The sequence below is a fragment of the Flavobacterium zhoui genome (assembly GCF_042787235.1).
Classification (GTDB): Bacteria; Bacteroidota; Bacteroidia; order Flavobacteriales; family Flavobacteriaceae; genus Flavobacterium; species Flavobacterium zhoui.
Genome location: NZ_JBHZPY010000004.1, coordinates 46,220 through 59,896, shown reverse-complemented (window position 1 = coordinate 59,896; position 13,677 = coordinate 46,220). Strand labels below are relative to the sequence as shown.

General features: G+C 33.8%; 8 protein-coding genes. All 8 read left to right on the top strand.

The features are described from left to right. The first annotated feature begins 60 nt into the window (after nt 1-60). The 8 genes from ACFX5F_RS06305 to secDF all read left to right on the top strand — a co-directional run bounded on the left by ACFX5F_RS06305 (nt 61) and on the right by secDF (nt 13,607). A complete protein-coding gene (locus tag ACFX5F_RS06305) occupies nt 61-921 on the top strand; it encodes a PhzF family phenazine biosynthesis protein (RefSeq protein WP_379850993.1) in 861 nt (286 codons plus the stop codon). 51 nt (nt 922-972) lie between these two features. Then, a complete protein-coding gene (locus tag ACFX5F_RS06300; RefSeq protein ID WP_379850991.1) occupies nt 973-2,793 on the top strand; it encodes a porin family protein in 1,821 nt (606 codons plus the stop codon). Nucleotides 2,794-2,906: 113 nt separating this feature from the next. Next, nucleotides 2,907-3,356, top strand: coding sequence for a hypothetical protein (locus ACFX5F_RS06295; RefSeq protein ID WP_379850989.1), 450 nt, complete (start codon nt 2,907-2,909; stop codon nt 3,354-3,356). A 200-nt stretch (nt 3,357-3,556) separates the two neighbouring features. Then, entirely contained in the window at nt 3,557-5,233 is a 1,677-nt protein-coding gene (asnB, locus tag ACFX5F_RS06290; protein ID WP_379850987.1) for an asparagine synthase B, read from the top strand. Between the two features lie 178 nt (nt 5,234-5,411). After that, on the top strand, nt 5,412-7,037 hold the full coding sequence (locus tag ACFX5F_RS06285; RefSeq protein WP_379850985.1) for an amidohydrolase: 1,626 nt from the start codon (nt 5,412-5,414) through the stop codon (nt 7,035-7,037). A 380-nt stretch (nt 7,038-7,417) separates the two neighbouring features. Then, nucleotides 7,418-9,361 carry a DNA topoisomerase (ATP-hydrolyzing) subunit B gene (gyrB, locus tag ACFX5F_RS06280; protein WP_379850983.1) on the top strand — a complete coding sequence of 648 codons (1,944 nt, stop codon included), beginning with the start codon at nt 7,418-7,420 and terminating at the stop codon, nt 9,359-9,361. Nucleotides 9,362-9,476: 115 nt separating this feature from the next. Further along, a complete protein-coding gene (gene mdh, locus ACFX5F_RS06275; protein ID WP_379850980.1) occupies nt 9,477-10,412 on the top strand; it encodes a malate dehydrogenase in 936 nt (311 codons plus the stop codon). Between the two features lie 222 nt (nt 10,413-10,634). Next, entirely contained in the window at nt 10,635-13,607 is a 2,973-nt protein-coding gene (gene secDF / locus ACFX5F_RS06270) for a protein translocase subunit SecDF (RefSeq protein ID WP_379850978.1), read from the top strand. Nucleotides 13,608-13,677 lie beyond the last annotated feature (70 nt).

Here is a 13,677-nt window from a genome sequence, read left to right as displayed (position 1 = left end):
TTTTGGGGATTATTAAACAAATAAATTTTGAAATTACAAAAGCTTAAAAAATAAAAAAGAATGAAAATACCCTTTTATATAGTGGATGTTTTTGCTGAAAAAAAATATGCTGGGAATCAATTAGCTATTTTTTTAGATGCCGAAAATTTAAGTGATGATAAAATGCAAACAATTGCTCGTGAAATTAACTTTGCGGAAAGCACTTTTATTACCAAGCTTGATAAAAATAATACTGCAGAAATCAGAATCTTCACTCCCGAATATGAAATGAAATTTGCCGGGCATCCAATAATTGGTACTTCGTGGGTTTTGATGAATAAAATATTTGAAAAGCAGCCTCAAAATATAGTTTTATCGGTTCCAATAGGTGAAATTCCCGTTAATCAATCGGGAGATTTAGTTTGGTTGCAGGCAGCTCAACCGCAGTTTTTGGATACTTTTTCAATCGAAGATTTTTCATCCTTCAGTAATTTAAGCAGTACGGATTTTGATGATAAGTTCCCAATTCAGGAAGTTACCACAGGGAGCGCTTTTGTGATTGTACCTCTTCAAAATAAAAAAGCATTAGAAAATTTAATTCTGGATCAAGGTAAAATGAACAAATGGTTGCATGCTCATTGCAAAACCAGTCATAGAGCCTTGTATTTTTATTGCTTAGAAGATTCAAAACTAATCAGCAGAATGTTGTGCATAGAAGACAACCAACTCAAAGAAGATGCGGCTACTGGAAGCGCCAGTACTTGTTTACAGGCTTTTCTTCTGAAATATTATTCACCGGAAATAAAAATCATAAATCATCAAGGCGATTTTATCAATAGACCTTCTCAAATTTATTTTAAAGGTAAATTATCAGAAAATCATTTTGATATAAGAATTGGCGGGAAAACGCAATTCCTTGCAAAAGGAGAATGGGAAGTTTAAATTACTAGGTTGGCAGGGAAGAGTTATAAATAAGAAGTAAAAAAATAAAAGATGACATTTAAATATTTAAACATAAAATCATTCACAAATAAGACAGCAACGTTTTCGGCTCCCTTTCCTTCGGGGAGAGTTGGGGTGGGGATTTTATTTCTTTTGGTTTCCCAATTTTCTTTTGCTCAAAAAAAGGAACAAATTGGTACAGAGACCGTAAATGTTGTGAAACCATATACGCCAACAATCTCAGATGCTTTCAAAGTTAAAGAAACTCCTTCGCTGGAAGAGGAAGGGAATGCTAAAAAAGAAACTATAAAATATACTATTTTTTCTTTCCCGGTAGCTTCGACTTTTACCCCGTCTAAAGGAAAGGCAGAAGGAGTTGAGAAAGAAAAACAAGAGCATTTGTTTAAAAATTATGCGACTTTTGGCATAGGGAATTACGGAACTTTTGTAGGTGAATTATTCGTTAATCATGATCTTAACAATACTAATTATGTTGGCGGAATGTTTAAACACCATTCTTCGCAAGGAGGTATAAAAGGAGTTGAGCTTGATGATCGGTTTTATGATACTTCGATTGATTTGACTTACGGTGCCCATGAAAAGGATTTGTCCTGGAATTTTGATTTGGGTTATCAGAATCAAGTTTATAATTGGTATGGTTTGCCTACTGATTTTGGGAGCTCAATGACTCCGTCTGATAGAAGAACTTTAATTAACGGAATAAAACAGCAACAGGATTACAATACAATTACGGCTGGCGGGAAAATAGATTTTACAGAAAGTGTTTTTGATGAAGCGATTGTTAAGTTTAATCATTTTTCAGACATGTATGGATCTTCGGAGAATCGGTTTTATGTAAAACCTTCTTTTAAAGTTGATATAATGGACACCGCTATAAGAACAAATGTAATTGTTGATTATGTAGGAGGAAGTTTCAAGAAAAATTATTCAAATACAAATGTAGAACCGTTAAAATATGGTTTTACTAATTTTGGAATTGAACCTAGTTTTGTAGTGCTAAAAGACGATTGGACGTTATATATTGGAGCAGGTATATATTATAGTTTGGACAATGAAAAAAGCAATAATAAATTTTTAATTTACCCACAAATTAGTGCTTCGTACAAAGTGGTTGGTGATTTGATGATTTTTTACGCTGGAGCTAAAGGGAATTTAGAGCAGAACTCTTATCAGGACTTTGTTAAGGAAAACCCATTTCTTTCACCAACGTTAAATATTTCACCAACGGACAAACAATATGATATTTTTGCCGGGTTGAAAGGGAAACTGACGAATAATGTAAGTTATAATGTTAGAGGTTCTTATCTTAATGAAAGAAATAAAGCTTTGTTTAGAAGCAATGATTACACAGAAAGAAGCACAAATGAAAATTATGCATTTGGGAATTCCTTGCAAGTGGTTTATGATGATATGAGAACTTTGAGTTTTTATGGTGAGCTAAAAGCTGATTTTTCACAGAATGTGACTTTTGGAATCAATGGAACTTTTAGCACTTATACCAATGATTTAGAAAGCGAAGCTTGGAATTTACCAAAAATAAAAGTGAATTCAAACATCGATTTTGCTATAACTAAAAAATGGTTTGCTGGTGTCAATGTGTTTTATGTAGGGGAACGTAAGGATTATAAAACGAATACGGATATAGTTTATATCGTTGCTCCAAGTCAAAATCCAATTGTATTGAAATCTTATTTTGATTTGAATGCTAACGTTGGATTCAAATACAATGAAAGATTTACTGCTTTTCTAAGAGCAAATAATATTACTAACAAAGCCTATGAAAAATGGTTGAACTATTCTGTTCAGGGTTTTCAAATAGTGGCAGGAGTAAATTATAAATTTGATTTTTAATTTTTTTTTAATTGCAAATCGATTAAATAAAGCGCAGAGTTCACAAAGATTTTGATTTATTTTTTTGTGAACTTTGCGTAAAACTTTACGAACTTCGCGGTTAATCCCATCAAATGACTTTCAAACAAAAAATACATCAATATTACCTGCAATTAGTTCAAGACCGTATCGACATTTTCAAAGATATGATCGTAGCGCTTACCGAGGATTCTAAAAACGATGCTAAAGGTTCTGCCGGAGACAAACATGAAACCGCTTTGTCGATGATGCATATCGAGCAGGAAAAACTGAATACTAAATTAAGAGAAGTACTGGCTCAAAAAGCAGTTTTGGATAAAATAGACGCTGCTAATGTATCTAAAAATATTATTGTTGGAAGTTTGATTCGAGCAAATGGAATTTACTTGTACTTAAGTGTCGCGCTTCCAAAAATAACTGTCGATGAAATAAGTATTATTGCCTTGTCACCACAATCTCCTTTGGGCAATAAATTGTTGGGCAATGAAGTTGGATTTACTTTCGAAATTAATTCAACCAAATATCTGATTGAGGAAATTTCATAATCTTTAAGAACTTTAATTTGCCCTGAATTAAGAATTGCAATCAAATTACTATTTTGTACTTTGAAATAGTTGTATTTTTATAGTAAAAATCATTTTTTAGTTTTAAATTATAACTGAAATAACTATTAGTGTTTTTCAATTGTAACTGTTATTGCATCTTTGCCCTATCAAAATAAATAAAACATCAAAAATATATAGTTATGTGTGGAATAGTATGTGCCTTTGACCTAAAACAAAAAGCGGAAGTTTTAAGACCACAAGTATTAGAAATGTCTAAAATTATCCGTCATCGTGGACCGGACTGGAGTGGGATTTTCAGTAATGAAAAAGCGATTATGTCTCATGAGCGTTTGGCAATTGTTGATCCGGCTTCCGGGAAACAACCTTTATTCAGTGAAGATAAACAACTGATTTTGGCCGCAAATGGTGAAATTTATAACCACAGAGAACTGCGTAAACAATTTGAAGGTAAATACAACTTTCAAACCGAAAGTGACTGTGAAGTTATTTTGGCACTATACAAAGAAAAAGGACCTCATTTTATAGATGAAATGAACGGGATTTTTGGATTTGCCATTTATGATGTAGAAAAAGATGAGTATTTTGTTGCGCGTGATCATATGGGAATTATTCCGTTATACATTGGTTGGGATGAACATGGAACTTTTTATGTGGCTTCAGAATTGAAAGCATTAGAAGGCTATTGTACTAAAATCCAATTGTTTCCTCCGGGACATTATATGACCAGCAAAGACGGTGAGTTTGTACAATGGTATAAAAGAGAGTGGACTGAATATGATGCTGTAAAAGACAACGTAACCAGCATTGACGAAATTAAAGTGGCGCTGGAAGCAGCAGTTCACAGACAATTGATGAGTGATGTGCCTTATGGAGTATTGCTTTCTGGAGGTTTAGATTCTTCAATTACTTCGGCTGTAGCCAAAAAATATGCGCAAAAACGTATTGAATCCGGAGATGTTGCTGATGCATGGTATCCTCAATTGCACTCGTTCTCAGTGGGATTAGAAGGTTCTCCAGATTTAGCGGCAGCTCAAATAGTGGCGGATCATATTGGAACCATTCATCACGAAATAAAATTCACTATCCAAGAAGGATTGGATGCGGTTAAAGATGTGATTTACAACTTAGAAACGTATGATGTGACTACGATTAGAGCATCAACACCAATGTGGTTAATGGCAAGAGTTATTAAATCTATGGGTATCAAAATGGTGTTATCAGGTGAAGGAGCGGATGAACTTTTTGGAGGATACTTGTATTTCCACAAAGCGCCAAACGCTAGAGAATTTCATGAAGAAAACGTACGTAAATTAGGTAAATTGCACATGTACGATTGTTTGCGTGCTAACAAAAGTTTAGCTGCATGGGGAATTGAAGGACGTGTACCGTTTTTAGATAAAGAGTTTATGGATGTGGCGATGAGAGTTAATCCACAAGATAAAATGATCAATACAGAACACCCAATGGAAAAATGGATAGTTCGTAAAGCTTTTGAAGATATGTTACCGCCAAGTGTAGCTTGGAGACAAAAAGAACAATTTAGTGATGGTGTAGGATACGGTTGGATTGATACCTTAAAAGAAGTCGTAGCGGTAGAAGTTTCGGATGAACAATTAGCAAATGCGAAATACAAGTTCCCTTTACAAACGCCAACTTCAAAAGAGGAATATTATTATCGTTCTATTTTTTATGAGCATTTTCCAAGTGATGCAGCTGCTTTGTGTGTTCCACAAGAAGCAAGTGTGGCGTGTAGTACAAAAATCGCTTTAGAGTGGGATGAAGCGTTCAAAAACATGAATGATCCTTCCGGAAGAGCGGTGGCTAGTGTGCATGATGACGCGTATGTAAAGGCATAAGTAGGATTCATTTAAGATTTTATAAATAGACTGAGACGTTCTCCATTAGGAGAGCGTCTTTTTTTTGGAAAAATATCATTTGTCGGAAAATATGGAATTATAAAAAAATTTTTATAATTGTACATTATTTAAATAATTGGTTGCAGTTTTTTATATTAGCCTAATTAAACATCCTTCTATGAAACGCTATATTTTAATTATTGCTTTATTTTCACTTGTTTCTTGTCTTAAAAAAAATAAGACCACTGTTGATTTGATTGTTACAGGCGCAACTATTTATAAAGTGGATAATACATTTGGCACTGCAACTGCTATGGCTGTGAGTAATGGAAAAATTGTAGAAATTGGTTCCAATGAAGAGATAATAAATAGGTATGAATCTAAAAATACGGTGGATGGTAAAGGGAAATTTATATACCCTGGTCTGATTGATGCACATTGTCACTACTATGGCTTTGGACTCAGCTTGCAAGAAGTTGATTTGCGTGGGACGAAGAGTATGAAGGAAATAATTACGCGTATAAAGACTTTTCAAAAAGAAAAAAATCCCAATTTTATTGTTGGTAATGGTTGGGATCAAAATGATTGGGAGGTAAAGAAATACCCAACAAAAGCAGATTTAGATGATGAATTTCCAAATATTCCCGTTGTTTTAAATAGAGTCGATGGCCATGCAATACTTGTGAATACTAAAGCGTTACAATTAGCAGGAATTACAAAAGATACAAAAGCAGTTGGTGGACAGATCGAAATGGCAAATGGTGAACTAACGGGAATTTTAGTGGATAATCCAATGGACTTAGTTTTTAAAATAATTCCGAAGCCAAGCCGTAAAATACAAATTTCCGCTTTATTGGATGCCGAAAAAGTGATGTTTGATTATGGACTGACAACCGTAAATGATGCTGGTTTAGATCCGGATATTATTAATTTGATGGATAGTTTGCAAAAAGTAAAAGCAATGAAACTTAATGTGTATGCAATGATTAGTGCAAACAAAAAAAATATCGATTTGTATCTGAAAAAAGGAATTTATAAAACAAATAATTTAGATGTGCGTTCCTTTAAAATGTATGGAGATGGCGCTTTGGGTTCCCGCGGTGCTTGTATGCACAAGCCTTATTCAGATATGCCAAAACAATTTGGAGCGTTACTATCACCTATTTCAGAATTGAAATCTATTGCTAGACAAATTGCAGCTTCGCCTTTTCAACTGAATTCTCATGCAATTGGCGATTCGGCAAATACGGTTTTGTTAAAAATATACAAAGAAGTTTTGGCTGGTAAAAAAGACCGACGATGGAAAATCGAACATGCTCAAGTCCTACGGGAAGAAGATTTTGATTATTTCAAAGTAGGAATTATTCCTTCAGTGCAACCCACGCACGCCACTTCGGATATGTATTGGGCGCGAGATAGATTAGGAAAAGAAAGACTGAAAAATGCTTATGCTTATAAAAAACTACTTCATAAAGCAGGGATTATAGCTTTGGGTACTGATTTTCCTGTAGAAGAAGTAAATCCGATGCTGACTTTTCATGCTGCAGTATTCAGAAAAGATATTAACAACTATCCAAAAGGAGGTTTTCAGAAGGAAAATGCATTAACCAGAGAAGAGACTTTAAAAGGAATGACTATTTGGGCGGCCTATTCAAATTTCGAAGAAAAAGAAAAGGGAAGTTTAGAAGTGGGTAAGTGGGCTGATTTTGTTATGTACGATCAAGATTTAATGAAGATTAATGAGAATCAAATCGTAAAAATGAAGCCTGTAAGTACTTATTTAAAAGGTGAAAAAGTAAAGTAATACTTAAGTTTAAAAGAAAGACCTGTCATTTTTACGTATTCAATTATCAAAGCTACCTGTTTTTATAGATTATTATTTCAAAGTAATATTTTTAAAAGACGAATTCTAAATAGGTACAAAAACTACGATGTAACATGTGTCAAAAATGATAAAGAATTTCAAGGATAGGGTAAAATTGCAAAAGCAGGAATTATTGGGTAAAAGAATCGGATTACAAATAAATAAGAACGTTCTCTATTTTGAGAGCGTTTTTTTATGTTTAAAAGTCAACAATATGTTAATAACTTAACAGCTTAAAATTTGATTTTAACGGTTATATAAATTGTGTTTTTATATATTTGCGTGTTAGACAAAAATTACATTTTTTTAGATTAAAATATATGAGCGAAGAAATCAAGAAGGACAATTATTCAGCAGATAGTATTCAAGCATTAGAAGGAATGGAGCATGTAAGAATGCGTCCATCGATGTATATTGGAGATGTAGGTGTTCGAGGACTGCATCATTTAGTTTATGAAGTTGTAGATAACTCAATCGATGAGGCAATGGGAGGCCATTGTGATACGATAATAGTTGATATAAATGAAGACGGATCTGTATCTGTGGAGGATAACGGACGTGGTATTCCAGTAGGAATTCATAAAAAAGAAGGAGTTTCGGCTCTTGAGGTTGTAATGACAAAAATTGGTGCCGGAGGAAAATTTGATAAGGATTCTTACAAAGTTTCCGGAGGACTTCACGGTGTTGGGGTTTCGGTAGTAAATGCATTGTCAAATCATTTGATAGCAACAGTTCATAGTAGTGATGGTAAAGTATACCAACAGGAGTATGAAAAAGGGAAAGCACTTTATCCTGTTAAACAAATTGGGGAAACTACAAAAAGAGGTACGATAGTTACTTTTTACCCTGATGAAACGATATTTACTCAAACTACAGAGTTCACTTATGATACGTTGTCAGCGCGTATGCGGGAGTTATCATATTTGAACAAGGGAATCACAATTACTTTTACAGATAAAAGAGAATTAGATAAAGACGGAAATTTTGTTTCAGAAGTATTTCATTCTGATGAAGGTTTAAAAGAATACATCCGCTATTTAGATGGAAATCGTGAGCCAATTATAGCACACGTTATTTCAATGGATAATGAAAAAGGAGAGATTCCAGTTGAGGTTGCCTTGATCTATAATACGAGTTACACAGAAAATATTTTTTCTTACGTAAACAATATCAATACGCACGAAGGAGGAACGCATTTACAAGGTTTTAGAACTGGTCTTACCAGATCGCTTAAGAAATATGCAGATGCATCTGGAATGTTAGATAAATTAAAGTTTGATATTTCAGGAGATGACTTCCGTGAAGGATTGACGGCAATTATTTCTGTAAAAGTTGCTGAGCCACAATTTGAGGGACAAACCAAAACGAAACTAGGAAACAGAGAAGTTGTTTCACCAGTGAGTCAAGCGGTGAGTGAAATGATTGAAAATTATTTGGAAGAAAATCCAAATGATGCGCGGATCATTGTTCAAAAAGTTATCCTTGCGGCTCAAGCGCGTCATGCAGCTAAAAAAGCACGTGAAATGGTACAACGCAAAACCGTAATGGGTGGCGGAGGATTACCAGGAAAATTATCAGATTGTTCAGAACAAGATCCTGCAAAATGTGAAGTATATCTTGTCGAGGGAGATTCGGCAGGTGGAACGGCTAAACAAGGTCGTGATCGTGCATTTCAGGCTATTTTGCCATTACGTGGTAAGATTTTGAATGTCGAGAAAGCGATGCATCACAAAGTTTTTGAAAATGAAGAGATTCGAAATATTTTTACAGCACTTGGTGTAACGATTGGTACAGAAGAGGATAGTAAAGCTTTGAATATTTCAAAACTCCGTTATCATAAAGTAATTATTATGTGTGATGCCGATGTCGATGGTAGTCATATTTCTACTTTGATTTTGACGTTCTTCTTTAGATTTATGAAAGAATTAATCGAAGAAGGTCACGTATATATTGCAGCGCCACCTTTATATTTAGTTAAAAAAGGAAATAAGAAAGAATACGCTTGGAATGACGTGCAACGTGATCAGGCGAATGAAAGAATGGGCGGAAGCGCAGGAATTCAACGTTATAAAGGTCTTGGGGAGATGAATGCGGAACAATTATGGGAAACTACAATGGATCCAAGTTTCAGAACGTTACGTCAAGTCACTATAGACAGTTTGGCGGAAGCCGACAGAGTTTTCTCTATGCTAATGGGTGATGAGGTTCCGCCTAGAAGAGAATTCATTGAGAAAAATGCAGTTTATGCTAAGATTGACGCTTAATAAAGCTTAACTGTTTATTTGGTTAATTGTCTGGTGATAAACTAAGCGATTAATCGAATAAACAATTGAGCGATCAACCATAAAAATTAACTAATAACCGAATAAATTTTATAATATGAAAGTTACCATTGTAGGAGCAGGAAATGTAGGTGCAACCTGTGCAGACGTAATTTCTTATCGAGGGATTGCAAGTGAAGTAGTATTATTGGATATCAGAGAAGGTTTTGCTGAGGGAAAAGCTTTAGATATCATGCAATGTGCTACCAATACCGGTTTCAATACTAAAGTATCGGGTGTAACTAATGATTATTCAAAAACGGCAGGGAGTGATGTAGTGGTAATTACATCAGGAATTCCTAGGAAACCTGGTATGACACGTGAGGAATTAATAGGTATCAATGCTGGAATTGTAAAAACGGTTGCTGAAAATGTGCTGAAACATTCCCCAGATACTATTATTGTTGTAGTTTCTAATCCTATGGATACAATGACTTACTTAGCATTGAAATCTACTGGATTGCCAAAAAATAGAATTATTGGAATGGGTGGAGCGTTAGATAGTTCTCGTTTTAGAACCTATTTATCATTAGCTTTAGACAAACCTGCAAATGATATTTCGGCAATGGTGATTGGTGGACATGGTGATACAACCATGATTCCATTAACACGATTAGCTTCTTATAATGGAATTCCGGTATCTCAATTTCTTTCAGAAGAAGCATTGCAAAAAGTAGCTGCTGATACAATGGTTGGCGGAGCTACACTTACAGGTCTTTTAGGAACTTCTGCATGGTATGCTCCTGGAGCTTCTGTTGCTTTTTTAGTAGATAGTATTTTGAATGACCAAAAGAAAATGATAGCTTGTTCTGTTTTTGTAGAGGGAGAATACGGTCAAAATGATATTTGTATTGGTGTTCCTTGTATCATTGGTAAAAATGGAGTAGAAGAAATTCTTGATATTAAGTTAAATGACCAAGAAAAAGCATTATTTGCTAAAAGTGCTGATGCAGTCAGACAAATGAATGATGCATTAAAATCGATATTAGCATAATATTTTAATTATAAAAGAGGGAAGACTGCATTATTGCAGTCTTTTTCTTGAGATTAATCCATAAATAATTTGTTAATCTTAACCTAAATTATATATTTGCTCGGTTTAAAAAAATGATGTAGTTCGGGATATTCGTTTTTTGTATTAAAAATCGATGTCAGGGCTTATTTTATGGGGTTAAAACAAAAATAAATAAATAAAAATAATTAATTTTTAGTAATAATGCAGAATAAAGGACTTATTAAATTTTTCGCAATTCTATTTGCATTGGTAAGTATTTACCAACTTTCTTTCACTTTTGTTTCAAGCAAAGTAAAAAATGATGCAAAATCTTTTGCTGGTGGAAATCCTGAAAAAGAAGTTAAATATTTAGATTCCATTGGAAAAGAAAAAGTATTTAATCTTGGGTTTACTGATTTTACTTTCAATGAAGTAAGTGACAAACAAATCAATAAAGGTCTTGACTTAGAAGGTGGTATTAATGTAATACTTCAAATCTCTGTTAAAGACATATTGAAAGGATTATCTAATAATTCTAAAAACCCAGTTTTCAATAAGTCTTTGGCTGATGCTACTGCAGATTTACAAGGTAATAAATCGTACTTAGATAAGTTTTTTGATGCTTTTGAAGCAAATTCAAAAGGAACAGTAAAATTAGCTTCTCCTGATATTTTTGCGAACAGAAGTTTGCAAGGTGAGGGTGGAGTAGATTTTCAAATGACAGATGCACAAGTAAAAAAGGTAATCTCCAGAAAAGTAGATGAGTCTGTCGAAAGTGCTTTTGGCGTTTTAAGAAAACGTATCGATAAATTTGGTGTAACACAACCTAATATTCAAAAATTAGGAGAGTCTGGACAAATTCTTGTAGAACTTCCAGGGGCTAAGGATGTAGATAGAATCAAAAAATTATTGCAAAGTACTGCTCAATTAGAGTTTTGGGAAACCTACAAAATTGATGAAATTGGAAACTTTTTGATGGCTGCCAATGAGTCATTGAAAAAAACTGAAATTAATAAAGTTGAAACTAAAACGGTTGTTAAAGACTCTTTGAGTGCTTTGTTAACTGACGGTAAAGATTCTGCAGCGACAAAAAAAGGGAATAATCCTTTATTGGATAAAATGATAGGTCAAGGTGGTGGACCGGTTTTAGGTCTTTTCTCACCAAAAGATACTGCTGTTGTAAATGGATATTTAAAAAGAGCAGATATCAAAATTCTATTAGCAGGAGATCAACGTTATGCTAAATTTGTTTGGGGTATTCCTTCAGTTATTAAGGATGCAAAAGGGAAAGATGTTGATGCGGTAGAATTATATGCTTTAAAAGGGAACAGAGACAATATTCCTGCAATGGCAGGTGGCGTAGTTACGGATGCATCAGATACTTTTGATCAATCAGGAAAACCAGCTGTTTCTATGCAAATGAATGGCCAAGGAGCAAAAGTATGGGAAGAATTGACAGGTAGAGCTTATACGCAAAAAAGCAATATCGCTATTGTTTTGGATGATATTGTATATTCTGCACCAGGAGTTTCTAGTGGTCCAATTGCTGGCGGTAGATCTGAAATTTCAGGAACTTTTGATGTAACTCAAACTAAAGATTTAGCAAATGTTTTAAGAGCAGGTAAATTGCCAGCTGCAGCAGATATTGTTCAATCAGAAGTGGTAGGTCCATCCTTAGGTCAGGAAGCAATTGATAACGGAACAACTTCTGCACTTATTGGATTGCTTTTAGTATCACTTTGGATGATCGTTTATTATGGAAAAGCAGGTTGGTATGCGAATATTGCATTGGCAGTTAACTTATTATTCTTGTTCGGAATTTTAGCAAGTTTAGGTGCTGTACTGACATTGCCAGGTATTGCAGGTATCGTTTTAACGATGGGTACTGCGGTAGATGCGAATATCATTATTTATGAAAGAGCAAAAGAAGAATTACGAGAAGGAAAAACATTGAGCGAAGCAGTTGTTGCGTCTTACAGTTGGAAAGGTGCGATGCGATCTATTGTAGATGCAAACGTTACGCATATTTTAATTGGAACAGTATTGTTTATTTTTGGTTCAGGACCAATAAAAGGTTTTGCTACAACATTACTTATTGGTATTGTTACTTCTTTATTTACTTCAATATTTATTGCAAGAATTTTTATAGATAAGAATATTGCTGGAAAGAATGATTTGACTTTTACCACTAATTTTTCTAAAAATTTCTTCACGAACTTTCATTTTGATTTCTTAAGAGTAAAAAAATGGACGTATGCTTTTTCTACAATTGTAGTTGTTGTTAGTTTTATTTCTTTATTTACAAATGGTTTAGATCAAGGTGTAGACTTTGTGGGAGGAAGAACTTTTCAAGTTCGTTTTGAAAAACCAGTTAGTGCTGAAGTTGTAAAAGCGGAATTGTCTAATGTATTTGATGGAAGTGCCGAAGTAAAAATATTTGGTAATAATAACCAATTAAAAATCACTACTAAATATAAAGTAGAAGAACACGGAACTCAAGCTGATGAAGAAGTAAATAAATTATTATATAATAATTTAAAACAACATTTCTCTGCAGGTTTAACGTATGATAAATTTGTAAATGCTTACGAAGGTAAAAACTTTGGTATTTTACAAGCTTCAAAAGTGGGGCCAACTGTAGCAGAAGATATTAAAACTAATGCATACTGGGCGGTTCTTGGAGCGATGCTAATTGTATTTTTATATTTGTTTATCAGTTTCAGAAAATGGCAATATGGTTTAGGAGCGATTGCTGCTGTAGCGCATGATGTTATTTTTGTATTGGGAATCTATTCTTTATGCTACAAATTCATGCCTTTCGGAATGGAAATTGACCAACATTTTATTGCTGCGATTCTTACTGTTATTGGGTACTCTATGAATGATACTGTAATTGTATTTGACAGGGTTCGTGAATTCTTAGACGGGAAAACTAAAGGTAACTTTGGCGAAATTGTAAACAAATCAATTAATTCAACTATGTCAAGAACGATCAATACTTCATTAACAATGATTGGTGTTTTATTAATCATGTTTATTTTCGGAGGAGATTCTATTAGAGGATTCATCTTTGCAATGTTAGTTGGTATTGTTGTAGGAACTTACTCATCATTGTTTATCGCTACACCAGTATTGGTTGATACGATTTCTAAAGAAGATAAAAAGTTAATCGAACAGCATCATCAAGAAGTTTAATTTATTATTCAACTTATTATAATTGAGAAAGATCCAACGAAAGTTGGATCTTTTTTTTTGTTTAAATTGA